The following is a 23,640-nucleotide window of genomic DNA, read 5'->3' on the forward strand; positions in this document are numbered from 1 at the left end:
TTATCCGTTTTTATTCATTTTATAAGGGGTATTATCATGGGTTACGTTTTTATTTATCTTGCCGCGGTGGTTATCTTTCTAGGAGTGGATGCTGTTTGGCTGACGACCATGAAAGGGGCTTTTTATGAGTCGCGCATCGGTCATCTATTGGCGGATGAGCCTAACATGATGGCCGCTGGTATCTTTTATATGTTTTATATCTTGGCACTCTGCATATTGATTCTATATCCACAAATCAAAGCAGGTGCATCAGTTGGTCATATTTTCTTACTTGGTGGTTTGATTGGTCTAATGGCCTACGGTACATATGACTTTACTAACTTGGCACTATACAAGGGCTTTACGCTAGATACAGCGCTCGTTGATTTTGTATGGGGCGGTGTTTTAACGGGGTCAGTCAGCGCGATTGTCGCTTGGCTGGCTTATCGTTTTCATTGGTTGAGCTAACCAAGATCGCCCTTATTCATAAAAGCTGGCCCTATATAGCTCTAATTTACATAACCTAGACCGATTAGAGACACAGGGCTGTTTGCGCTATTTGGTGTCCTACTGTATAAATGGTAGGCACAACAAATAAGTGTCAAACCATTTAAGGAACGTTATGCCGCAATACAATACCAGCTCGACTGCCAAAAAAGCCCCACTGAATCATGAACTATATATGTCGATATTGATGACGCCTGATATGGCAAATTTTATCGGTAATGTCCATGGCGGTGATTTGCTAAAGATGCTCGATCAGGTCGCTTACGCTTGTGCCAGTCGTTATAGTGGTAGCTATGTCGTGACATTGTCCGTGGACCAAGTTATGTTTCGTGAGCCTATTTATGTGGGCGAATTAGTAACCTTTGCAGCCAGTGTCAATCATGTGGGAAATACCTCAATGGAGATTGGCATTCGTGTTGAGGCAGAAGATGTGCGTGCTCGTACCGTGCGCCATACCAATAGCTGCTATTTTACAATGGTTGCTATCGATGATAATGGCAAGCCAACTCCTGTCCCTCCGCTTGTCATCAAGAATAAATTACAGCAATGCCGAGCAGATGCAGCGATAGAGCGAAAAAAACTGCGTATGGAAAGCGCACATCGTCCCAGTTGTGATATTGAAAGCTTGAATCAAAATTTTGGCGAGCCTGAAGATATTGCCAAATAGAGTCACTAGATCTGGTTATCAGATGTTGATGATATAACGGCCTTACGCTACAACGACTCACTAAAAAGACACTGATATTGTAAAGCGCTTACTTTAAGCTGATAGGTATTTCAAGCCATTCGTCCATGGTGAATATATTCACTATCAAAATGTTATTCCAGTGAGTTTAGTATGAGTCTAAAGCCATCCGTTGGTAATCCCCAACATCATTCGTCAGCTTCTTCTAAAGTGCCGAGTCATCGTGCGCGCGGTGCTAGCAGTCTGCAAACCCCAAATGATTCCGAGTTAAAGCATGTCCTAAATCAGAGTCCTGAAACCAACGATGAGCACTCAGGCTCGCTCATTACGGTATTGATTGCCGTTGGTGCCAATGTCATTATCGCGATTGCAAAAACCGTGGCTGCCTTTTTGACAGGATCTGCTTCCATGATTGCTGAAGCAGCTCATTCATGGGCGGATGCGGGCAATGGTACGTTGCTCATTGTCGCTGAAAAAAAATCTGTTAAACCTGCTGATAAGAGCCATCCATTAGGCTATGGCAAAGAATCCTATGTCTGGTCAATGATTGCTGCTTTTGGTGTATTTACGGCAGGCTCGATTGTGTCTATTTATACGGGTATTAAGGAATGGAACGCTACTGAATCTGAGACCAATTATACGATTGCTTTTATCGTTTTAGCAGTCGCCTTTGTGCTTGAGGGGTTTTCGCTGGTTCAGGCTTATAGACAGAGTAAAAAGCACGGCGAAGCATTAGATGTGAGTGCGCTTGGCTATGTGGTAGATACCTCCAATCCGACTTTGCGCGGTGTGTTTTTTGAGGATTTAGCTGCCGTTATTGGCTTGGTGGTTGCCGCCGCCGCTATGGGCATGCATGCCTATACTGGAGAGGCTTATTGGGATGCGCTTGGTTCTATCATTGTAGGCTTATTACTGGGGGTGGTCGCGATATTTTTGATTAGCCGTAACCGTGATTTTTTGGTGGGGTATAGAGTCACTGACCGTATGCACGAATACGTCTTGAGCGAACTGCTCAATCATCCAGATATCGATAGTGTGTCCTATCTACACCTAGAGTGGGTTGGTCCTAAAAAGATCTTTATGGTCGCCGCAGTGGATATCGCAGGCAATCAGAAAGAAGAACATGTCGCTCAAAAGTTTGAGGAGATTGAAAACTTGTTCCGAGATAACCCTGTATTCCAAGAGGCAATTTTGACACTATCGGCACCAAATGCTGATATTCTGAAATTAGAAGATAATTGAGCTATAAAGCAAGTCAATAAAAGGAAATACAGTAGACGCATTCATTGACAGCAGGTAGATTGTTAAATATTCGATACATCATTCATTGTGTAAGACACAAAAAAGTGTAAGACACAAAAAAGCCGTCAATAATGACGGCTTTTTTCATTCGTAATTATGAGTCTAAAATACCCACTAATTCACGGATACTTATTTCTTTGGCGCATTCGCACCGATGAACCAAGCATCTTTATCAATGATGCGACTAGCTTCAGTGAATAGGTCGGCGGTATCTTCATCACCGGCGTCGCCAGCAGTAGCAATGGCTTCTCTTAATGCCTCTGCTACTTTTTTGTAGCGGTTAGTTAGCTCGCGTACGTGTTGATCTACTTCAGTAATATCAGTTGGGTAATCATCTAAGATAGACTCTTTTACCACACGACTTGCCAGACCATTTGGTTGACCACCCAAAATCACAATACGCTCAGCAATAGTATCTGATACTTCAAGGATACGATCTGATGTTTCGTCTAACAACTGATGCACACCGATGAAACCAGTACCTTGTAGGTTCCAATGACACTGTTTGCCATCTAGGGTTAGATCAATAACGTTTGCTAAGTTAGCGTTTAGCAAATCAATCATTTTTTTTGCGGTATCGTCTGAAATTCCACTTGCGTAACGTTCTCTCATATTTTACTCCGTTATTTATTTAAAATTATTATATTGACTGAAAATCTCAATGTATTGTTATTAGTCTTTTACTCTTACCTGATGACAATCAATCCAAAATAAATATCAGAAATATCTCTATCTACCGGCTGATAAGTCACCTGCTTGTTAATTCATGATCGATAATAGCAGCTTAAATCGATGTTGGAACCCCTCAGTGTTAGGCTTTGTTAGGTGGTCGTGTAACGGGTTTGTTAACCATGAAAATCTTTGTAAATTTATCAAAGTCTGTGTGCGTTTTTTATGACAACGGCAGGTTTATTTATCGATAAATAGTATCTTTACAGACTTATATTTTATGTAGCGCAATATGGCAATATGTATAAGATAGGACTCGTCATTATCCGTTAAAAAGCCTTTAAAAACCGCTGCTCAGACTCCATATTGTTATAAACTTTAATAAGAAGAAAATTACTATGAGAATGCCTGAACCGCGCTCATCGCGTCAGTTAAACCAATTGGCCGCTCAGCTCCAAGGCGAAGCTGAAATCAGTGGTGTTAATGCGTCTGGGACGAAAATATCCAGCCGTGCCTTTGAGATGGTCACCGATTTTGAGCCAGCAGGCGATCAGCCGCAAGCCATCGAAAAGCTGGTCAAAGGTATTGACTCTGGTATGGATGAACAGCTATTGCTAGGTGTGACGGGCTCTGGTAAAACTTATACCATGGCTAAGGTCATCTCTGAATGTCAGCGCCCAACCATCATCATGGCGCATAATAAGACCCTTGCCGCGCAGCTATATGGCGAGTTTAAGTCGTTTTTCCCGAACAATGCGGTTGAGTATTTTGTCAGTTACTATGACTACTATCAGCCAGAGGCCTATGTCGCTGCTAGCGATACCTTTATCGAAAAGGACAGCGCCATCAATGATCACATTGATCAAATGCGTCTGTCTGCCACTCGTGCACTACTTGAGCGTCGTGATGCGATTATCGTCGCATCGGTATCGTGTATTTATGGCTTGGGTGATCCAGAAAGTTATTTAAAAATGCTATTGCACGTAGTGGTTGGTGATCAGATAGATCGTACCGCAACTATTAAGCGTTTGGTTGAAATGCAATACACCCGTAACGAGTTAGATTTTGGCCGTGGTACTTATCGTTTGCGTGGTGAACTGCTAGATATCTATCCTGCTGAGTCTGAGCAGCTGGCGGTACGTGTGCATTTGTTTGACAATGAAGTGGAGAAAATCACGTGGTTTGATCCGTTAACGGGCAAGACCGTACGTAGTGTGCCGCGTATTACCATTTATCCAAAATCACATTATGTGACGCCGCGCAATAAGTTAGAAGCGGCCAGTGAAACCATACGCGCTGAGCTTGAGTCGCGTTTGGAGTATTTTCGTGAAAACAACAAGCTGATTGAAGCACAGCGTCTCAAAGAGCGTACTCAGTATGATCTTGAGATGATTCAGCAGCTTGGCTACTGTAATGGTATCGAAAACTACTCACAGCATCTCTCTGGTCGTCCATCAGGGGAAGCGCCCCCGACGTTGTTTGATTACATTCCAGAAGATGCTCTGCTGTTCCTCGATGAGTCACACGTGACCGTCTCTCAGATCGGTGCAATGTATAAAGGGGATAGATCACGCAAAGAGAACTTGGTCAACTATGGCTTTCGTCTGCCAAGTGCGATGAACAACCGCCCGATGAAGTTTGAAGAATGGGAGCGCATTAAGCCCAAAACCATTTATGTCAGTGCCACGCCAGCGCTGTATGAGCTTGAACATAGTGAGCAGGTAGTAGAGCAGGTTGTACGTCCAACGGGTCTGATTGATCCTGAGATCGAGATACGTCCGGTCTTGACACAGGTCGATGATGTGCTGTCTGAGATTACCAAACGCCGTGAAAAAGACGAGCGCGTATTGATTACCACCCTGACTAAGCGCATGTCAGAGGACTTGACCAGCTATCTAAAAGAATATGGTATCAAGGTCGCCTATCTGCATTCAGATATCGATACGGTAGAGCGTATGGAGATCATTCATGAGCTACGTACTGGTGAGCATGATGTGTTGGTCGGCATCAACTTGCTGCGCGAAGGTTTGGATATGCCTGAGGTCTCATTGGTGGCGATATTCGATGCAGATAAAGAAGGGTTTTTGCGTTCTGAGCGTTCACTTATTCAGACCATTGGTCGTGCAGCACGTCATTTGAACGGCAAGGCCATTCTCTATGCAGATCACATTACTCCAAGTATGCAAAAGGCGATAGATGAGACAGAACGTCGCCGCGACAAACAGATTGCTTTTAACCTTGAGCATAATATTACGCCAAAAGGCGCGCGCCGTAGCATCACTGATAAGATTGATACAGGCGAAAGCCTAGATGCCAATGACAATCAGGCCATCCCAGTCAAGAGCAATTTGCCTGATGTGGATATCAATATCCTGCGTAGTCCTGATTTATTGGCTAAAGAAATCAAACGTCTTGAGAAGCAAATGCAGCAAATGTCGCGTGATTTGAAATTTGAAGAGGCGGCGAAGACCCGCGATAAAGTGCTGGAGCTTAAAGCGCATTTGATCTGATTGTCTGTATTAAATAATATAAAAAATGGGGTGCGCACTGAGCACCTCATTTTTTTGGTCTATTCGATAGGAGGACGCTGACAAAGATTGAAATAGAACCCAGTGCCACTTACCATATCGGTATCAATCTTATAATTCATACAGTATTCCAAAGCATTGGCTCATGATGGGTTCGGTAGTTTGCCATATGCAGCGGAGTTTTTGGAATCGACACAATTTAGGCGTATTGTTTATGGTGCTTATCAATATCTACCCTCACAAGCCAGCTTTATATTTCATGAGATAAAGGGAGACGTACAAACCTATGTCAACAGAATGCACGAGCATGGTATTGCGGTTGGTCGCGAGTTTGCGCCCATCACAGGTTTCAATCGCCTAACGCTTGGCAGACCTGATGAGATGGCAGTATTCGTTGAGGTGCTCAAATCATTTCGTGAACAAGGCTGGGTTTAATCACTATAAATAGGATAGTGTCATGATAAGACTTGAGACAAGCTCTTTATTTTTACCAACATCAAACGCAGTTTTACATATCGCACCTTAAAAAATCGCTCTCTATCTTATAAGATAACTGTGTAAAGCATGACCCAATAAGCATCTATGTAAATGCTGTGCGATAACTATAAAGTTAGGCATGCTCACGTATCTGATAATTATAAAATTAGGGAAGTACTTATGTTTGATATCAAGTCGTTTTTTAAGCGGGAAGTAGAAAAAAAGCTTATCAACGTGGACGATTATATTTTTATGCCTGAGCGGGTAGAGATGGAGCTTGAAGGTGGTCAACTAAACTGTGTGTTAAATAGTGATGGGCGTGTAGATATTTTTTATAGCAAGGAAGGGGTAACTGAGGTTGGTTCAGCGTCACGCAAGCATCCTTTTACCGCATTTGAAAAAGAGCTGTATCATGGTGTTTATGATGATGTTATTACCGAATTAGTAAAAGAGGTGGATAAAATTATTGATGGCTCCTCTAAGTATTTCCGGCGCAGCCAGACATTGCCTTTTACAGCTGCTCTATCCCAAAACCCAGCTGATTCAAACAAATTTTAGGCAAATGCGATAACGTAAGTAGATAGTATAAAGCGTCAAAAAAAGGGGTGTGCTATTGGTAGCGCACCCCTTTTTTTGTGACGTTTTTTATTTATTAATATTGTGCTCTATTTGACAAAACTGGCATAGCAGCTTTGAAGCGATTTGGCGACAACTCTAGTGACCAGTTGAGCGCGATACTGAGAATCGATAGCGGCATTACCCAATTCAACGATGGTCACTTGCTGCGGGGCTTGCTCACTCACGCAACCACAAACGTTACTTTTAACAGACTCTTGCTGCGCTTCCGTCATGGCGACGCTTGCAACACGCCAAGCGGTTTGTTTTTCAATTTGGCTACGGCATTGGTTGTCGATTGCCGCTTTAAAGACATTCATGCCAATCTCATTTGCGGTACCAATTGCTGTGCCTGTGCCGTCATTTGTAGCACCTGTCGTGGTGCAGCCTGCTAGCGCGACAGTAGCCAGCATAACGGTCGATGCCAGAAGTTTTTTCATAAGTGAATCCTTTAAGGTATTTGATAATCTCTAAAGTGGTATATTATCAGTAAAATATAGTAATGACATCATTAACCCGTCGCCTGAGACAGTCTACAATGCGCTTACTCACAAAAAAGCCAGCTAAAAAATCTCATAGCTGGCTTTGTAAATATAGCGTTGCCTAATGTTTATTAAACATTTTTACCATGTTCTTTTTGCTGAATGTCTTTTGCAAGCTTATAGCATTCGTTGATATGGTCAGTAGCGATTTTCTTAAAAATCGTATAACCCATGGTCGCAGCAACCAGTTGACCGCCTAATGGGACAAATTTGGTGACTTGTTTGGCGGCAATACGACCACCAAAACCTTGAATGGTTTTCTTAACGATACCACGTGTTGCCATCAATCCTGCAAAATCTACAGTGCGATCTTTGACAGCGCTCCAATGCACTTCGCGTGACTGAAGATCGATTGCTGACTGACGGTCTTCAATCAAACCAAAACGTTCGCTAATCTCAGGAATCAATTGCGTCAGCATGCCGGCATCAACCGCCACATCAAAGAACGGTACAGGAACAATGGCAACACCAGCAGATATTCTGGCGCGTTTTTTTACCATATCGAGGCATTCTTTTTTGACTTTATCAAGATCTAAGCTAGGATCGATCGTATTTGGTAATTTTTCAGCAGCTGGTGTGGTTTTCATAAAGTATCCTTATAAATAGTTAAAATATTGATGATGTAACCGTCAATAATTAGCAAGTCTCTCAGTTGTTTACTATTCTATGAATTTATAGGCGCCATACAATCATTGCTTTGTAGCAAAATGCAGAAAACTACGGTCACTATGCATCCTTTTTGTAAATGAAGAGCCACATGCGATACGTTTTCACTGAATAAATCCTTTTTCCAAATTACCATTTAAGCCAACATCTTTGGTAAATAAATGCAATATTAGCTAGTGTACAGAGACGCTATAAATTGTCGTTGTGACCCTGCATTAAAGGCAGTAAAATACGCTCATGCTAAATTTAACCCCCCGTAATACCAGCACTCGCATTGACGAGTTGCCCGCCGCGTTGCAACCACTTGCCGCACAATCATTGACGCTTGCTCGCTTATATGCAGGCCGAGGTATCACTGCACCTGATGAGCTGGAGACTGGTTTGTCTGGCCTGTTGCCTGCTGACATGCTGCACGGTATCACTGAAGCCGTGCGTCTATTGGACATCGCTATCGATGACGGTCAGCGTATCCTGATCGTTGGTGACTTTGACTGTGATGGCGCAACCAGTACCGCGCTGATGATGCGCGCACTCACAAAGATGGGGGCAGTCGTCGATTTTTTGGTGCCCGATCGTTTTAAATATGGTTATGGGCTAACGCCAGAGATTGTCGAATTGGGCATCGAAACCTATCAGCCGGACATGATCGTGACAGTCGATAATGGTATTTCCAGTCATGAAGGTGTGGCGCGCGCCCAAGCGGATGGTATTACGGTAATTATCACTGACCATCATCTCACGACCAAAGAAACACCACCTGCTGAAGCCGTCGTCAATCCCAATCAGCTTGATTGCAATTTCACCAGTAAAGCACTGGTCGGGGTAGGGGTCGCGTTTTATGTGCTCGGACGATTGGCAAAGCTGCGCCGCGACGCTGGCAAGTCTACCGTGCAGGTTAGTCAGTATTTAGATTTGGTAGCGCTTGGTACGATCGCAGATGTCGGCGTACTCGATAAAAACAATCGTATCTTGGTCCATCATGGGCTATCTGCTATTCGTCAAGGTCGCTGTTGTATGGGTATTTTAGCGTTACTTGAGCAAGCAGGCCGTGACCCCAAGCAATTACACGCACAGGATTTTGGCTTTGTGTTAGGGCCACGTATCAATGCGGCTGGACGTATGGATAATATGCGTATCGGGATTGAGTGCCTATTGACCGAAGACTGGAGCACCGCCCAGCGTTTGGCGCAAGAGCTTGAGCAACTAAACCGTACACGCCGTCATGTAGAAGGCGAGATGCGTGCGCAGGCAGATAGTATCGTACAGACATTGGCTACTGAAACTGATATTGAGGTCGATGAAAATACAAATGACAGTGGCGATGACCTCATTACTCAAGAAGTTAATACTCAATTCGCCACTACTCATAAGACAAGCCATACAGACACTCGAAGTATCGTTCTGTATCAGGATGATTGGCATCAAGGCGTGATTGGTATTGTCGCTGGACGTTTAAAAGAAAGTCATTACCTACCTAGTATTGTTTTTGCGCCAGCAGATACAGAGCAGACTGGTGAAGACGATGCGATTAAGGGATCAGCACGGTCAATTGCTGGCGTGCATATTCGTGATGCGATTGAGCAAGTCGCCGAGCGTCAGCCTGATCTCATCAGTCATTTTGGTGGTCACGCGATGGCAGCAGGTCTGACCCTAAAGCGTCGTAATTTTGAGCCATTTGTCGACGCCTTTAATGAGGTGATGGCACAAATGGATGATGACGTGTTTGCAGAGCAGAAATTCACTGATGGACCTTTGCAAGCGGGAGATTTTAGCTTGTGGTTTGCTGAACATTTAGCAGATGCTAGCATTTGGGGTCATGGATTTGCACCGCCGATATTTGACGGTGTGTTTGAGGTATTGAGTTTTAAGATATTAAAAGACAAGCATCTTAAACTATCGCTGCGTTATCCAGACGTCCAATATCCAATCGAGGCAATCTGTTTTAACTTTGACAATGACGCTTGGGATTACCGTGCCAAAAAAGTGCATTTACTATTTCAGCTAGATATCAATGAATGGAATGGCAAACAAAGCTTACAGCTGATGGTAAAAGACTTGGCTGTGGTAGAGCAGGGTTAAGGCTTAAATATTATCAGTACAGTCAAGTTTGAGTGTACTGATAATATTTGCTACTTTTTGACTTAACATCAGTACTTCCACTCAAGAGTGGGGAACTGCCAATCATAACGAATAGCCAGCATACGCAAGGTAAAAATCGTACTCATCGCAGAGATATCAGCAACCCAATCGGTAACGCCTAAGTTCTTTAGAGCAAAATATAGAATACCCCCAGTTAACGCCGCAGTGATATAAATCTCTTGCTGCAATACCAGTGGAATCTCATTACAAATCATATCGCGAATGATGCCACCAACGATGATGGTAATCACCCCCAACAACAGTGCCACTGGCACATTGGTACCCATACTATCAGCGACCTTGATACCGATGAGCGTAAAGGCGGATAGACCGATGGTATCGGACAGTTTGAGGAACTTATCAACGCGTCTTGAGTTTGGATGAAAAAATATCTGCATGGCTAGGGAAGAGATCGTAATGAGTGTCAGATAGCTCATATCTACCATCCAAAACAGCGGATGACGATCCAAAATCACATCGCGTACGGTGCCGCCACCGATGGCTGTGACAATAGACACCAGCAAGCAACCAAAGACATCAAAGTTCTTATGCTTGGCTAGTATCGTCCCTGAAACGCTACAGGCGATAATCCCAATCATATCAAAAAAATAGATCAAAGAGCGCGGATCAAAAGTAGTGATTAGGACAGCAGGATCTAATACGATAGCCAACATAAGCCATTCTCACTATTTTTGATGATTGTCAGCTTTTATGTACAAAAAGCATTGCATTTTTGATCAGCTATTTAAGCAACCAAACGGATAGAGGGCAAATGCCAGTCGAATCTGAGCGCCAGCATGCGTACCGCAAAGATGACAAACAACATAATAAACTCATTGATGCCAGCGCTGACACCGACATACTGCAGGCATAAATATGTCACAGATCCTGCGATACTGGCCGTGATATAAATCTCACGCTGCAATACTAATGGTATCTCATTGCAGATAATATCACGGAGCATCCCACCAATAATGGCTGTCCAGACGCCCATCATGATAGCAATAAGAGGTGACATGTCTTGGGTCAATGCGACCTTAAAGCCAATCACGCTAAATGCCGCGAGACCAATGGCATCGAAAAGCTTAAGCGCATTGTCGATCTTGTGATATAGATGAAAGAATATTTGTAATACAAGGGATGTCACGGTAATGACGATCACATAGTTGAGATCCATCATCCAAAATAGTGGGTGACGATCTAGTGCCATGTCACGTAGCGTACCGCCGCCGATGGCATTGACCATCGAAACCAAGATGCAGCCAGCAATATCAAAGCCTTTGTGCTGAGCGAGCAATGTCCCTGCAATTGCGCAGGCGATGATACCCACCATGTCCAATAAATATAATAGAATATCAGGAAAAATTAAATCATTAACCATGGTTATATTGCCAAATATTGAACATCAAAATGATGGAGTTTTTGTTTTGAATAATGAATTTTTGGCTGATGTAAAAAACTCAGCGCATCGTTAGAGCGTCATTTAGCCATCTTTTGCAAACAGTATCAAGCCAATGATAATCAGTACAATACCGACCAGACCTAAGGCTGAGGGTAGTGGATTTCCCAGCAGGATCATACCACCAATCAAAGCAAAAATGATTTCACTGGCTTGGGTCGAGTCAACGCCCGCGACCTCACTTGAGGTCACCGCGTGCTCACGCGCATATAAAAACAGACTGGTCGCGGCCACCCCTGATAACAAGGCGACCAGTAGCGTGTTAAATACCTGCGCGCTGCCAGGTAACTCAGGGCGCACCATGATGCCTAAAACGAGCCAAAATGGCAAACTCCCGACGGTCATCAACCACACTTTGTTAAAGGCATTTTGTAACAGATCCGTCTCGATAACAGGAATACGTCTGATCAGGGTTTGCAGTGTGGAGTTGTTCGCAGTATCACGGTCAGCGCTATGCGTATCAGCAGTATCATGCGCGCTGGCCAATAATGCTGTTTCGGCGCGCATCAGCTGCGAGTGGTGCTCACTATCTTGATGCCTATCTTGGTGTCTAGCTTTAGGCTGTTTCGCATTGTAAGAGGCCTGCCAAACCAACTGATTGCCAATAGGATAGCTAAACGCCGCGATCAGTGCTGGCAGCGCGCCATACAGTAGCATTTGCGTCAGTGGTATGGCATTGGCATCACTAGGCGCGTGCAAACCTTCACTGACGTTGACCAGTACCACGCCTACGAAGACAATCAGGGCATAAAAAATGAATTTTTTATCAAAGCGTTGTCCGAATGCCAGTAAGACAAGCAAACTGGTCACGACGGTAAACATAAAGGTCGCCGCCACAACCCAACCACTGGCGTGATCACCTGCATAACAGATGCCAGTATAAAACACGCCGAAGCCAATACTACCAGTAATGCACCAGAAACCTATATGTTGACTAAAAATCGCCCAAAGCTCTTCGATGCGTCCCATACCGTGTTGAACAGCAATCATTGCCGTCAGTAGTAGTAGCACAAATACGTAGCGCAAGCTCGCTGACCAAAACCAATGCCCACCAGCAGCGCTCATCAGCTCATTTAATACAAAGGTTGAGCTAAAAAACGCACCTGACAGTAGTCCTAGCAAGATCAGCCGAATCATGTTTCCTCCTTGAAAGTACGTGCCTGTATTTGTATTTATATTTATTGTTCTAAATGGATGTTCTATCAGTGACTAGCGTATGGTTTGTCTTTTTATTTGCCTTTGGCATCTGCCCAAATAATTTTGTGTAGTTGCAGCTGAAAACGAACGGGCAAGGCATCTGCCAGCATCCATTCAGCAAGCTCTCTTGCCAACACAGGTACCTCAGGGCTGAGCGCTTCATCGACATCATCTGCCACGTTGAACATCGGCGAAAACCAAACGGTACCGACCAATTCATTTAACTTATGCTCGACTAATTTTTCTTTTGCCCAGTCATAATCTGTGCGGTTCATGATGACAAACTTGATCTGATCGTGCTCGGTGAGATGTTCGAGATTTGACCATAAGTTTTTGTCCACTTCGCCTGAGCTTGGTGTTTTGATATCCATCACTTTGCTGACGGCTGGTGGTACATTTTGCACCGAGAGCGCGCCCGCTGTCTCAAGGGATATCTCATAGCCATCGCTGAGCAAGCGTTTCATCAACTCAATCGCATTTGGCTGTGCTAATGGCTCACCGCCAGTCAGACAAATGCGCTTACATGGATAGCTTTTGATCGTGTCTATGATGGTTTCTAATGACTGACGCTCGCCGCCCGTAAAGGCATATTCGGTATCACAGTAGACGCAGCGCAGCGGACAGCCCGTTAGACGTACAAATATCGTCGGCAAGCCAGAAGTCAGGGCCTCACCTTGTAGGGAATAGAAAATCTCAGTCAAACGTAACCCCGCTTCAGGGTCAGTGACGGGGATAGCGGCGGTGCGCAATAGTGATTCACTCATAATATGTCAAATACAGTTAAAGGTTGATAAGGCGATGGAGCGGTTATCAATCGTAATAAAGAAGAAGGCAGGCTGTGTGGTATTTGTCGTTTTATGTTTGGATAAAACAAAACCAAAAAACGGATTATAACGCAACGCTCTGCATTAGGGTGCAAAAAAGACGCTGAAGTTTTCTTCAGCGTCTTTAGTAACTATGATTTATCGACGTCCGTACCGTTCGGGTACGAGGCTATAAATATTAAAATACTAGTCTAAACGTAATAGCTCATTCACAGCGGTTTTTGCACGAGTTTGCGCGTCTACCTTTTTCACGATGATTGCAGCGTACAAGCTGTGAGTGCCGTCTTCTGATGGCAAGCTGCCTGGTACGACAACAGAGCCTGCTGGTACACGGCCGCGATGGATCTCGCCAGTCTCACGGTCATAGATGCGTGTAGATTGACCGATATAGACACCCATAGAGATGACAGCGCCTTCTTCGACGATCACGCCTTCAACGATTTCAGAGCGCGCACCGATAAAGCAGTTGTCTTCGATGATGGTTGGGTTGGCTTGTAATGGCTCTAAAACACCGCCGATGCCAACACCGCCTGATAGATGCACGTTTTTGCCGATTTGCGCACATGAGCCAACGGTCGCCCACGTATCAACCATCGCGCCTTGATCGACGTACGCGCCAATGTTGACATAAGAAGGCATCAATACCGCACCCGCTGCGATATATGAACCTTTGCGAGCAACGGCTGGTGGTACCACACGGACGCCTGCTTCTTTGAACTGTGCTTCAGTCCAGTTAGCAAATTTCGTTGGCACTTTGTCATAGAACTGCACATGCTCGCCCGCTGCTTGAACGTAGTTGTCGTTCAAACGGAACGATAGTAGTACCGCTTTTTTGGCCCACTGATTGACGACCCATTCGCCATCTTTCTTTTCGGCCACGCGTAGGCTGCCATTATCTAGCTGCTCGAGTACTTGCTCAATCGCGTCACGCACGTCTTGTGGCATGTTGCTTGGGCTGTATTCGTTGCGGTTTTCAAAAGCTTGTTCGATGGTTTGTTGTAATGACATAAAGATTCCTAAAATAAGTAAAAGGGAGAGGTGACTCGTATTTATAGTGACATAACTTGGGCGGACGGCTTAAAATACAATACTTGTAAAATATGGACGATTGTACAAGATAACTGGGCCAAAAAACTTGCTTGCCATATTGTCGCTAATTTGACCACTTTTAGCAAACAAGTTTAGTATTTCATTGTGGCAGTGCTCGAGAAGAAGCGCTCACAAGACTGATCAAGATGAATTGTTTATCGTGCTTTAAGCGCCTGGTGCAATGTTTTTTATCCACGCTAAAATGTCTTGATAAACCGTTTGATTGTCTGTCTCGTGCAATACTTCATGGCGCATATTGGAATACAGTTGAATGTCAACATGGTTAAATTTTTGTTTATGTAGGCGTTTGACCACGCGGCGAATACCGCGTCCCATGTTACCAATAGGATCATCTTCACCGCTGATAAATAGCATTGGGAAGTTTTTGGCAATGGTGGTGGCCCAGCCTTTATTTAGTCCAGTATCCATCAAAGTAAATAATGTCATAAAGCCATTATTGGTAAAGTCAAAACCAGTCTTTGGATCAGCTTCATAGGCTTCAATATTTGCAGTATTTTCACTCAACCAAGCAAACTTCGATGATGCGGTGCGATCCTTTAGTTGACTATTCAATACCTTATTCATGGTACTGGCAAGGACGGTGTTTGGCTGTCTAGGTGCTACTTTTGCCAATACTTTATTGATAGGTAGCAAAACTTTGGTCAATGGATTGACGTCCGCTGAACCCATCAATATCGCCCCAGTGAAATTATGCGCATGATGCTTAAGTACGTTACGCACGATAAACGAGCCCATGGAGTGGCCCATCACAAAATGCGGTACATCGGGGTGACGTGCTTTTAGGCTATCTGCCATGACAATCACATCTTTTAGCAGCGACTGCACAGGATGCTCTTCACCAAAAAACCCTAAATCTGCTTCGGTTTTGATGGTTTGACCATGACCAAGATGATCATAGGTTGCAACAGCGATGCCATTGTCCGCCAAGAACTGTGCAAAATCTGCATAGCGACCACTGTGCTCTGCCATCCCATGCACAATCAATAGCGTCGCGCTGATGGCAATATTTTTGTCACTTGGCTCAAAAAAGTTGTGGTGTAAGTAGTGAGTGTTGTCGGAGGAGAGAATTTTATCATTACTGGTATCGAGAGTGTTACTCATATAAGCTTCCTTGACAGGTTTTAATGGTCTATAGTCAATCCACTATAAAAGCGTTACAGCGTTAACCTTGCTTGAATTATGACAGATACATCTGCACTCGGCTGCCTTGTACCGCTCTTAAATTGGATCAACTATATATTTTTTATGGATCGTTATTTCAAAAATGTCGATCAGTTAGGTGGCGTCGTTATGATTTTATTTTACTGGGCGCTGATTGGTCGACCATTTTACCTTATTTTTTTGTGTTACGTGACAGGGTAATAAAATCTATATTTGCTAGCACCATTTAACGACAAAAATGAATGTGATCAATATTCTCTACGCCATTTATACCATCCACCCGATCATCATGGTCGTCTATCAGACATACCTTATTTGTAAGAAGCTTTTTGTGCTACTTATTATGATAGGCACTAGGGCGTGTTCCTTATTCAAACGTTTATCACTATTTTTAACATATAGTCAGTTCAAAATAAAATTGTTATGGGTTATGGTTAGGACAAACATCATAAAACAATTTGGCTAAGTCGTTTTCCATCCAGCCTTGGCGTAGAAACTTCACCTGAGCCCATTTCTTTTCAATAGGATTCAGTTCAGGGCTGTACGGCGGCAGCCATAGAATACGATGACCATGCCTATTCAGTAGCTTTTGAATACGCTTGCTCTTATGAAATCTGGCGTTATCCATCACAATCACGCATTTGGTTTTAAGACTTGGGATTAGGGTTTGTTTGCACCAGCGATAGAATATGCTGCTGTTAATGTTGTGCTTAAAGTAATCTAGGGCAAACAGCATCTTTTCATATAGAGCACCGATAACGTTGGTTCGCTTTTTACCTTGCCAGTTGTAGCGATCGATACAAGGCTTACCAATCGGTACATAACCATGAGAGCGAATGGTTTCAGCCTCAAAGCCGCGCGTGTATATATAAACGATGGGATAGCCTTGCTGCCTAAAGCTATTAAGCTTACTGTGATATATCGCTCTTTTGATCGGACAGGCTTTTGGATGTTCTAATGTCTTTTTTTTGACTGATGCCTAGGCGCTTTAGGGCATGATAAATGCCTGTTTTACTACAGTTTAGCCGACGTGCTCGCTCATACTGATAATCATCAGGATGTTCTTTGACATCATTGAGTAGCACGTCATCTGGTATTTTATAGGGTTTGGTTTGCCTGGTTGTTTTACTATGAACACGCCGCTTCCAGTTTTGTATGGTGGTTGGGCTGAGGTTATAGAATTCAGATGCCTCGGCAAAGGTCATACCCTCGTCTAAGCTTTTTAGTACTTGTTTGCGAAAATCTAGAGAGTAAGTCATGGTCTTTATAATAACAATTGAATTTGATAGTTAGTTTATAACATTTTTAGGTGGGATTGACTATACTAACTACTCCTACCCATTATAAATCTCGTAATTGCTCGATTAGCCAACGGTGAATGCCACTGTCATTGGTACGTGGATGCCAAGCGGCTATTATCTTAAAGGTAGGCGGTAAGGCTTCTACTTTAAGCGCTTTAACTTTACTGTTTGGCAGTAGTCGCGCGGGATAAAAAGCAATCATGTCAGTGGTATGCAAAATATCTGGCACAGCTGAAAAGCTAGGCACTGACATCACAATGTTTCGCTTAAGCCCTTTTTCGGCAAACCACTGATCATGAGAACCGCGCAAGTTGGCACGCGAAGGCGATACCACCAGCTGCGGGTGTGCTGCAATTTGTGCCAGTGTTAACACCTTTGTTGCGAACTCGTTTTTATAACCTGTAATGCATAAATGTTGTTCTTCAAACAAAGTGACATAAGATAAATTATCAGGGATAAACTCTGGAAAGGTAAGCAGTAAATCAAGTTCGCCTGCTGCAATAAGCTGATTGATGTTGTCTGAGGCAAAATCTCGCACTATCAATTTTAAGTTAGGCGCTTCACGGCGCGTTAGATTAAACAACTGCGGTAATAATGCCTGCGTCGCATAATCGGTCACACTAATCGTAAAAACACCTTTATAGGTTTGCGGCGTAAACACATCCGGCTCCAAGAGCACCTCTAACTGTCTTAATATATCGTTAATAGGTTGCTGCATCGATAGTGCTTTTGGTGTGGGCACCATGCTATTTCCTTGACGAATAAACAGACGATCATCAAATAGATCACGTAGCTTACGCAGCTGCTCACTAATAGCTTGTTGGGTTAAGCCCATTTTGCGTGCAACTTTTGATAGGTTCTTTAGATCAAGCAATGCCTGTAGCACTCTGAGCTGTTTGATATCAAGCCGATTTATACCATTCATCATTTGTACCATTAATAATTGTATCTTCAACAAGAAAACGTTGTTTCTAATTGTACCTCTAAAACTTTATGATTACTCATATTACTTAAGTGATCAATCAAACCTTAAAACAACGGATAAATTTCAAGTAATAAGCCTATCTGTTTGCTATAAAAGAGAATGTTATGAAACAAACTATTCCTAATACCAGTGCACTGTTTTCGCCTGTAAAACTTGGGCCTTATACGCTTAAAAATCGTATTGTGATGCCACCATTGACGCGCTCTCGTAGCAAGCAACCTGGCAATATTCCTAATGATTTAATGGCAAGTTATTATGCCCAGCGTGCTTCTGCAGGCTTTATGGTGACGGAGGGGACACAGATCGAACCCAGAGGCCAAGGTTATGCATGGACGCCAGGTATTCATACGCAAGCACAAATTGAAGGCTGGAAAAAAATCACGCAAGCGGTACATGCCAAGGGCGGTATTATTTTTGCTCAGCTATGGCACGTTGGCCGTGTGTCTCATACTAGCTTACAACCCAACCAAAATCAGCCTGTAGCGCCCTCTGCTATTACTGCTGATAATGTCAAAGTATTCATTGAAACAGGTCCAGGCGAAGGTGCTTTAGCTGATCCAAGTGAGCCGCGGGCACTGAGCACAGAAGAGGTGAGCGAGTTGATAACGATGTACGCTCAAGCCGCTCGCAACGCCTTAGAAGCGGGTTTTGATGGGGTAGAACTGCACTGTGCCAATGGTTATTTAGTGAACCAGTTTATCTCTGAGCATAGCAATAAACGTGATGACCAGTATGGTGGCTCGCTAGAGAATCGTTTGCGGTTCCTAAAAGAAGTGGTTGCTGCTGTGAGTGATGTGGTCGGTGCTGATCGTTTAGGCGTCCGTTTTGCGCCTTTGTTTGCTAGTACCGGTGAGGATCGTGTGTACTTGGGGCTGGTAGAATCAGATCCTCATCATACTTATATTGAAGCGGTTAAAGTACTTGAGAAAGCGGGCATCGCTTATTTGTCCATTGCAGAAGCTGATTGGGATAATGCACCTGATTTACCAGAGCCCTTTTATCAAGCGGTTAGAGCTGAGTTTTCAGGACGTATTATTTATGCGGGAAAATACACTGTAGAGAAATCGCTCAATATGTTATCTAAAGGTTATGGAGATTTATTTGCTTTTGGTCGTCCTTTTATTGCTAATCCTGATTTACCAGAGCGCATAGCTCATCATTGGCCGCTCAATGAGGTAGATCCAGCCACAATGTATGGTGGCACGGAAATAGGCTATAGCGATTATCCTTATTATCAAAAGTAGCTATTGAAAAAATAAGGCCATTCGTGGCCTTATTTTTTTATAAAGTGAATACTGGATTATGAAAATAATCGAAAATGGCGTAGATAATCTTAGTAGTGTTAAACATTGGCGACAAATTAATGGCAAAAAATAGCGAACGGTTAATCTTTAAGTCCTCACACAAAAAAGATATCGTTCGCTATGCCTCGCACCATGCTCAAAGATGAACACTGGACAAGACTGAAACCTATATTACTAGAACTTAATATCTATGTCATACTTCAAGCGAGGTTAACGCTGTAACGCTTTTATAGTGGATTGACTATATACAGCGTAATGCATGCACATAAACCGTGATAAAGGTTTACAACAGCATCGAAATTTGGTTAAATAAAGTTGAAACTAAGTTTCACATAGCGAAACAATATAAGTTTTGGCTATGATAAAAGATGCAAGTATTTTCTCAAAAAGCTTGAAATATAAGGCATTGAAAGCAAAAGAGAAAACAGTCTTTTGTTTATTTATCACAAAAATTGCTATATTATTACTCAGGTGTAACGGATTAATACCTATATATTAATGCCGTTTATTGTATTAAATCGATTATTTCAAGGATGAACTTAATGCTCACTTCTCTAAAATCTCCCTTACTTTTTTCAGCGATATTAAGCGCCATGCTAGGCTTAACCGCCTGCTCATCGCCAAGCTCAGAAGGCAATGAGACGGCTGCTGCGGATAGTACGTCAGCTGATGCGGCTACCGATACACTCGATACTAAGTTCCTAACCATTGCCACAGGCGGTGCGTCTGGCCCTTATAACATCATCGGCACTGCATTGTCCGAAGTCTATGTAAAAAACTTTGGCGTTAACTCAAAGACACAAACCACGGGCGCATCGGTCGAAAACGTCAATCTATTGACCCAAGGCAAAGTCGATATGGTCTTGGCGCTCAGTGATGTGGTCACGGACGCGGTCGAAGGCAAAAATAACTTCGATAAGCCTATTGACAACATCCAGCAAATTGCCGTTTTGTATCCTAACGTCGTGCAAATCGTGACCACGAAAGACACGGGTATCAAAAATATTGAAGATTTGAGAGGCAAGCGCATCGCAGTTGGTGATCAAGGCTCTGGTACCGAAGTCAATGCGCGAACCCTACTAGAAGGGTTTGGTATCACTTATGATGACATCACTGTCGATTACTTGGGCTTTGCTGAAGCAGCTGATGGTATGAAAGCGGGCAAGATTGAAGCCGCATTCTTTAGTAGTGGTCTGCCAAACTCATCGCTTATGGAGCTAGAGCAAGGCGTGGATTTGCAGTTGGTTACTATTGATCAAGACAAGCTAAAAGAAATCATTGCAACCAAGCCTTATTTCAATACCTTTGAGATTCCTGCTGGTACTTATGGCAATGATGCTGCGATTCCAACTGCCGCAATCATGAATGCGCTATTGGTGAACTCTGATCTGTCTGAATCTGATGGCTACAAATTGACTAAGGCGTTATTTGATAATCTGGACGGTCTAAAAACGGCACACCAAGCGGCCAACGATATCAGTTTAGAAACCGCTCGTGACGGTATGGTTGCCCCAATCCATCCTGGCGCTAAAAAGTACTATGACGAACAAGCCGCCAAATAATTTATTATGGTTATCGACTGGCGCTGCAGGACTTGCCGCGCTGGTTTTTTTGACCCTATGGATAGGTGTCGCGCGTCAGTCTGTGGTCGAAGTGCGTGTTGCGATAGCGGGTAGCGACGACAAGGTATGTTATTTCACTGACCCTGACTTTCAGCTGCGCTGGATACATTCTGTAGAAAAGCAGTGGTGGGAAGAGCAGTACCAACGCATAGAAAAAAGCAGCACAGAAGAGGCTATGCTACTCCTCACCACCACATACTTTGAAGCATTTGGTGCTGGTACGCCTTCGACCGAACCCCTGGCCCCCATACAAAAACTTGGCTATCTGGGTTACCAAATCAATGAAAAACTACCTAGCCTAAATTGGGTAGTCTCTAGACTGACCAAAGGCGAGATCGATTATACTGGTCACCGTTTTTTGATTCATCAGTGGGTGCCGGATTATTCTGAAGTGGTGATCATGCCTAAGACGTATGGTTTAATTGATAGATTTAAAAAGGACTTGTGTCATGAACTCCCAAGTGACGGATCACGGTAGCGTGAATACCACGCCAGATGCCAATGTTGATAAAGATGCTGATGCAGATGCGATCAACAAAGCAGTACTGGAAAAATATGACCGAGAGTCAATCACACGTCATATTACGCAAGGGCCAGTAAAGTATTTCATTGCTGGTATTTGTATACTCTATTCACTTTTTCATCTTTATATTACCTTTAACCCGATGCCTGCATTGCTACAGCGCTCTGTACACGTCGGTGTTGGTTTTGCCTTAATTTTCTTGATTTTTCCCGCCAGTAAAAATAGCAGTCGCAGTCGAGTCGCTTGGTATGACTGGATTTGGTTTTTATTGTCTTTATCTGGTATGAGCTATTTGATCTACGAATATCAAGACATTGTGACCTCACGTGGTGGCATGGCCAATCCGCTTGACGTGATATTTTCGCTGATCACGGTGGTCTGTGTGCTAGAAGGCAGTCGCCGTATCACCGGTTGGATTTTGCCAATATTGGCAGGGATATTTTTGGCCTATCCGTTTGTCAGTCACATGGATTTCATGCCTGATAGATTGCTGACTCGTCCTTATGACATGGGCGATATTTTTGGTCAATTATTCCTAAAAACCGAAGGTCTTTATTCTGTTGCGATTGGCGCGTCAGTGACCTTTATCTTTTTGTTCATTCTCTTTGGTGCATTCTTGGCACGCTCAGGAATGGGACAGCTGTTTAATGATTTGGCATTAGCCATCGCAGGTCACAAAAAAGGAGGACCTGCAAAAGTCGCGGTGATTTCTAGTGGCTTTATGGGCAGTATTAATGGTTCTGCATTATCAAACGTGGTAAGTACGGGTGCCTTTACCATTCCATTGATGAAAAAGGTTGGTTATCATAAAGATTTTGCAGGCGCGGTTGAGGCCAGTGCCTCGGTTGGCGGACAGATTTTGCCACCGATTATGGGAGCCAGTGCGTTCATTATGGCGGAGACCACTGGTCTGCCGTATAGTACGATTGCGCTTGCCGCTTTATTGCCTGCGATATTGTACTACTTAGGGGTCATTGCACAAGTGCACTTTCGCGCTGGACGTCGTGACCTAAAAGGTATCGCCAAAGAGAGCTTACCCGCGGTAAAAGAAGTGTTAAAAGCTCGCGGTCACATGCTATTACCGATTGTCTTTTTGATTTTCTTATTAATCAGAAATGTACCTGTGGGATATGCAGCTGCTTATACGATTGGTTTTACCGTGGTAATCAGTATGCTACGTGCTGAAACACGTATGAGCTTCTCTGATATTTTGGGTGCATTAGAAGACGGTGCGCGCCAGTCGCTCGCGGTTATGGCGGCTTGTGCAGTCGTCGGTATTATCATTGGTGTGGTCAGTCTGACCAGCTTTGGTACGGTAATGACATCTTCTATCGTGACCTTAGGCGCAGGGTCATTGTTCTTTACGCTTATTTTGACGATGTTAGCTTCAATGGTCTTGGGTATGGGGCTACCTTCTATTCCTGCCTATATCATTACCGCGACCATGGCAGCCCCGGCATTGGCAGGGTTTGATATTCCAATCTTGTCAGCGCATATGTTTGTCTTCTACTTTGGTATCTTTGCCAATATTACTCCGCCTGTGTGTCTGGCTGCTTTTGCTGGTGCGGGTATATCCGGTGGCGACCCGATGAAAACAGGGTTCTTGTCGCTCAAACTGGCACTTGCCGGATTTATCGTACCATTTATGTTTATTTATAGTCCGACGATGCTCATGATAGATCCGACGGGGCTGGCTGTCACGGCAAAAGATTTCCCGCTACCGCCTATTTTGGATATTATCACAGTCGTTGTGACCTCAGTGACAGGTGTGATTGCATTAAGCTCAGCGCTTGAGGGGTACTTCAGAGGTGAGATGAATACCATAACCCGTATCATCTTAGCGATTGGTGCCTTGTTATTGATTTATCCTGAGTTGATGACAGGTATCGTAGGCGGTGTGATTGTACTTAGCATTGCGGTATTCAATATAAAGACAAGTGCGGCACCAACGCCGACAGTGATTGTTTAGTTTTAGCCACTGATATTAGAGTAAGTCATAAAAAAGGATGAATAACAAAATATGTTATTCACCCTTTTATATTTTT

The 23,640-nt window shown here is 43.7% G+C and carries 23 protein-coding genes; 11 read left to right on the top strand and 12 right to left on the bottom strand.

Features of this window, described 5'->3' with window-relative positions; genetic code table 11:
* The first annotated feature begins 36 nt into the window (after positions 1–36).
* From AC58CZ_RS02735 to AC58CZ_RS02745, 3 genes are all read left to right on the top strand, one after another.
* Positions 37–447: a DUF2177 family protein gene (locus AC58CZ_RS02735; RefSeq protein WP_071001940.1), complete on the top strand. Its 411-nt coding sequence runs from the start codon at positions 37–39 to the stop codon at positions 445–447.
* 154 nt (positions 448–601) lie between these two features.
* Positions 602–1,153, top strand: coding sequence for an acyl-CoA thioesterase (locus AC58CZ_RS02740; RefSeq protein WP_071001939.1), 552 nt, complete (start codon positions 602–604; stop codon positions 1,151–1,153).
* 171 nt (positions 1,154–1,324) lie between these two features.
* On the top strand, positions 1,325–2,413 hold the full coding sequence (locus AC58CZ_RS02745) for a cation diffusion facilitator family transporter (protein ID WP_494223433.1): 1,089 nt from the start codon (positions 1,325–1,327) through the stop codon (positions 2,411–2,413).
* A gap of 189 nt (positions 2,414–2,602) precedes the next feature.
* On the opposite strand, the gene dps is transcribed toward AC58CZ_RS02745, so the two are convergent.
* Positions 2,603–3,085, bottom strand: coding sequence for a DNA starvation/stationary phase protection protein Dps (gene dps, locus AC58CZ_RS02750; protein ID WP_058025104.1), 483 nt, complete (start codon positions 3,083–3,085; stop codon positions 2,603–2,605).
* A 455-nt stretch (positions 3,086–3,540) separates the two neighbouring features.
* On the opposite strand from dps, the gene uvrB reads away from it, so the two are divergent.
* From uvrB to AC58CZ_RS02765, 3 genes are all read left to right on the top strand, one after another.
* Positions 3,541–5,652, top strand: coding sequence for an excinuclease ABC subunit UvrB (uvrB, locus tag AC58CZ_RS02755; protein ID WP_494223432.1), 2,112 nt, complete (start codon positions 3,541–3,543; stop codon positions 5,650–5,652).
* A 180-nt stretch (positions 5,653–5,832) separates the two neighbouring features.
* Entirely contained in the window at positions 5,833–6,105 is a 273-nt protein-coding gene (locus AC58CZ_RS02760) for a hypothetical protein (protein ID WP_494223431.1), read from the top strand.
* A 222-nt stretch (positions 6,106–6,327) separates the two neighbouring features.
* Positions 6,328–6,705 carry a hypothetical protein gene (locus AC58CZ_RS02765; RefSeq protein ID WP_071001936.1) on the top strand — a complete coding sequence of 126 codons (378 nt, stop codon included), beginning with the start codon at positions 6,328–6,330 and terminating at the stop codon, positions 6,703–6,705.
* 107 nt (positions 6,706–6,812) lie between these two features.
* On the opposite strand, the gene AC58CZ_RS02770 is transcribed toward AC58CZ_RS02765, so the two are convergent.
* Complete coding sequence (locus AC58CZ_RS02770; protein ID WP_071001935.1) at positions 6,813–7,202, bottom strand: hypothetical protein; 390 nt, start codon at positions 7,200–7,202, stop codon at positions 6,813–6,815.
* 173 nt (positions 7,203–7,375) lie between these two features.
* Positions 7,376–7,891, bottom strand: a complete 516-nt coding sequence (locus AC58CZ_RS02775; RefSeq protein WP_071001934.1) for a hypothetical protein — start codon at positions 7,889–7,891, stop codon at positions 7,376–7,378.
* Positions 7,892–8,207: 316 nt separating this feature from the next.
* On the opposite strand from AC58CZ_RS02775, the gene recJ reads away from it, so the two are divergent.
* Positions 8,208–10,049: a single-stranded-DNA-specific exonuclease RecJ gene (recJ, locus tag AC58CZ_RS02780; protein WP_494223430.1), complete on the top strand. Its 1,842-nt coding sequence runs from the start codon at positions 8,208–8,210 to the stop codon at positions 10,047–10,049.
* A 68-nt stretch (positions 10,050–10,117) separates the two neighbouring features.
* Here recJ and AC58CZ_RS02785 read toward each other — a convergent pair whose 3' ends face one another.
* From AC58CZ_RS02785 to AC58CZ_RS02825, 9 genes are all read right to left on the bottom strand, one after another.
* On the bottom strand, positions 10,118–10,783 hold the full coding sequence (locus AC58CZ_RS02785; RefSeq protein WP_071001932.1) for a trimeric intracellular cation channel family protein: 666 nt from the start codon (positions 10,781–10,783) through the stop codon (positions 10,118–10,120).
* A gap of 71 nt (positions 10,784–10,854) precedes the next feature.
* The gene (locus AC58CZ_RS02790) at positions 10,855–11,490 is read right to left on the bottom strand and encodes a trimeric intracellular cation channel family protein (RefSeq protein ID WP_240366174.1); all 636 of its coding nucleotides are present in this window, start codon (positions 11,488–11,490) and stop codon (positions 10,855–10,857) included.
* Positions 11,491–11,592: 102 nt separating this feature from the next.
* Positions 11,593–12,705 (bottom strand): multidrug resistance efflux transporter family protein, encoded by a 1,113-nt coding sequence (locus tag AC58CZ_RS02795; protein WP_474735397.1) that lies wholly within the window; start codon positions 12,703–12,705, stop codon positions 11,593–11,595.
* Positions 12,706–12,797: 92 nt separating this feature from the next.
* A complete protein-coding gene (gene queE / locus AC58CZ_RS02800; RefSeq protein WP_240366176.1) occupies positions 12,798–13,529 on the bottom strand; it encodes a 7-carboxy-7-deazaguanine synthase QueE in 732 nt (243 codons plus the stop codon).
* A gap of 246 nt (positions 13,530–13,775) precedes the next feature.
* Positions 13,776–14,597 (bottom strand): 2,3,4,5-tetrahydropyridine-2,6-dicarboxylate N-succinyltransferase, encoded by an 822-nt coding sequence (gene dapD, locus AC58CZ_RS02805; RefSeq protein WP_071001928.1) that lies wholly within the window; start codon positions 14,595–14,597, stop codon positions 13,776–13,778.
* Positions 14,598–14,843: 246 nt separating this feature from the next.
* Positions 14,844–15,800, bottom strand: coding sequence for an alpha/beta fold hydrolase (locus AC58CZ_RS02810; RefSeq protein ID WP_494223429.1), 957 nt, complete (start codon positions 15,798–15,800; stop codon positions 14,844–14,846).
* A gap of 481 nt (positions 15,801–16,281) precedes the next feature.
* Positions 16,282–16,794: a transposase gene (locus AC58CZ_RS02815; RefSeq protein ID WP_339605576.1), complete on the bottom strand. Its 513-nt coding sequence runs from the start codon at positions 16,792–16,794 to the stop codon at positions 16,282–16,284.
* Positions 16,769–17,119: an IS630 transposase-related protein gene (locus AC58CZ_RS02820; RefSeq protein WP_339605567.1), complete on the bottom strand. Its 351-nt coding sequence runs from the start codon at positions 17,117–17,119 to the stop codon at positions 16,769–16,771. The genes AC58CZ_RS02815 and AC58CZ_RS02820 overlap by 26 nt, the downstream gene beginning before the upstream one ends.
* An 82-nt stretch (positions 17,120–17,201) precedes the next feature.
* Positions 17,202–18,086 carry a LysR family transcriptional regulator gene (locus tag AC58CZ_RS02825; RefSeq protein WP_058025278.1) on the bottom strand — a complete coding sequence of 295 codons (885 nt, stop codon included), beginning with the start codon at positions 18,084–18,086 and terminating at the stop codon, positions 17,202–17,204.
* Between the two features lie 164 nt (positions 18,087–18,250).
* On the opposite strand from AC58CZ_RS02825, the gene AC58CZ_RS02830 reads away from it, so the two are divergent.
* The 4 genes from AC58CZ_RS02830 to AC58CZ_RS02845 all read left to right on the top strand — a co-directional run bounded on the left by AC58CZ_RS02830 (position 18,251) and on the right by AC58CZ_RS02845 (position 23,564).
* Entirely contained in the window at positions 18,251–19,390 is a 1,140-nt protein-coding gene (locus AC58CZ_RS02830) for an alkene reductase (RefSeq protein WP_339605568.1), read from the top strand.
* A gap of 602 nt (positions 19,391–19,992) precedes the next feature.
* Positions 19,993–21,012 (top strand): TAXI family TRAP transporter solute-binding subunit, encoded by a 1,020-nt coding sequence (locus tag AC58CZ_RS02835; protein ID WP_284719533.1) that lies wholly within the window; start codon positions 19,993–19,995, stop codon positions 21,010–21,012.
* The gene (locus tag AC58CZ_RS02840) at positions 20,990–21,550 is read left to right on the top strand and encodes a DUF1850 domain-containing protein (RefSeq protein WP_093068016.1); all 561 of its coding nucleotides are present in this window, start codon (positions 20,990–20,992) and stop codon (positions 21,548–21,550) included. Before AC58CZ_RS02835 ends, AC58CZ_RS02840 begins: the two co-directional genes overlap by 23 nt.
* The gene (locus AC58CZ_RS02845; RefSeq protein WP_339605569.1) at positions 21,522–23,564 is read left to right on the top strand and encodes a TRAP transporter permease; all 2,043 of its coding nucleotides are present in this window, start codon (positions 21,522–21,524) and stop codon (positions 23,562–23,564) included. The genes AC58CZ_RS02840 and AC58CZ_RS02845 overlap by 29 nt, the downstream gene beginning before the upstream one ends.
* Positions 23,565–23,640: the final 76 nt, after the last annotated feature.

This window comes from Psychrobacter sp. CR212, assembly GCF_059693765.1.

Coding starts and splice junctions, on each gene's coding strand:
- AC58CZ_RS02845 (WP_339605569.1), top strand. CDS start 21,522: ATGAACTCCCAAGTGACGGATCACGGTAGCGTGAATACCACGCCAGAT.
- AC58CZ_RS02745 (WP_494223433.1), top strand. CDS start 1,325: ATGAGTCTAAAGCCATCCGTTGGTAATCCCCAACATCATTCGTCAGCT.
- recJ (WP_494223430.1), top strand. CDS start 8,208: ATGCTAAATTTAACCCCCCGTAATACCAGCACTCGCATTGACGAGTTG.
- AC58CZ_RS02810 (WP_494223429.1), bottom strand. CDS start 15,800: ATGAGTAACACTCTCGATACCAGTAATGATAAAATTCTCTCCTCCGAC.
- AC58CZ_RS02785 (WP_071001932.1), bottom strand. CDS start 10,783: ATGTTGGCTATCGTATTAGATCCTGCTGTCCTAATCACTACTTTTGAT.
- AC58CZ_RS02775 (WP_071001934.1), bottom strand. CDS start 7,891: ATGAAAACCACACCAGCTGCTGAAAAATTACCAAATACGATCGATCCT.
- dps (WP_058025104.1), bottom strand. CDS start 3,085: ATGAGAGAACGTTACGCAAGTGGAATTTCAGACGATACCGCAAAAAAA.
- AC58CZ_RS02740 (WP_071001939.1), top strand. CDS start 602: ATGCCGCAATACAATACCAGCTCGACTGCCAAAAAAGCCCCACTGAAT.
- dapD (WP_071001928.1), bottom strand. CDS start 14,597: ATGTCATTACAACAAACCATCGAACAAGCTTTTGAAAACCGCAACGAA.
- AC58CZ_RS02795 (WP_474735397.1), bottom strand. CDS start 12,705: ATGATTCGGCTGATCTTGCTAGGACTACTGTCAGGTGCGTTTTTTAGC.
- AC58CZ_RS02790 (WP_240366174.1), bottom strand. CDS start 11,490: ATGGTTAATGATTTAATTTTTCCTGATATTCTATTATATTTATTGGAC.
- AC58CZ_RS02820 (WP_339605567.1), bottom strand. CDS start 17,119: ATGACTTACTCTCTAGATTTTCGCAAACAAGTACTAAAAAGCTTAGAC.
- AC58CZ_RS02735 (WP_071001940.1), top strand. CDS start 37: ATGGGTTACGTTTTTATTTATCTTGCCGCGGTGGTTATCTTTCTAGGA.
- AC58CZ_RS02840 (WP_093068016.1), top strand. CDS start 20,990: ATGACGAACAAGCCGCCAAATAATTTATTATGGTTATCGACTGGCGCT.
- uvrB (WP_494223432.1), top strand. CDS start 3,541: ATGAGAATGCCTGAACCGCGCTCATCGCGTCAGTTAAACCAATTGGCC.
- AC58CZ_RS02825 (WP_058025278.1), bottom strand. CDS start 18,086: ATGAATGGTATAAATCGGCTTGATATCAAACAGCTCAGAGTGCTACAG.
- AC58CZ_RS02770 (WP_071001935.1), bottom strand. CDS start 7,202: ATGAAAAAACTTCTGGCATCGACCGTTATGCTGGCTACTGTCGCGCTA.
- AC58CZ_RS02830 (WP_339605568.1), top strand. CDS start 18,251: ATGAAACAAACTATTCCTAATACCAGTGCACTGTTTTCGCCTGTAAAA.
- AC58CZ_RS02835 (WP_284719533.1), top strand. CDS start 19,993: ATGCTCACTTCTCTAAAATCTCCCTTACTTTTTTCAGCGATATTAAGC.
- AC58CZ_RS02765 (WP_071001936.1), top strand. CDS start 6,328: ATGTTTGATATCAAGTCGTTTTTTAAGCGGGAAGTAGAAAAAAAGCTT.
- queE (WP_240366176.1), bottom strand. CDS start 13,529: ATGAGTGAATCACTATTGCGCACCGCCGCTATCCCCGTCACTGACCCT.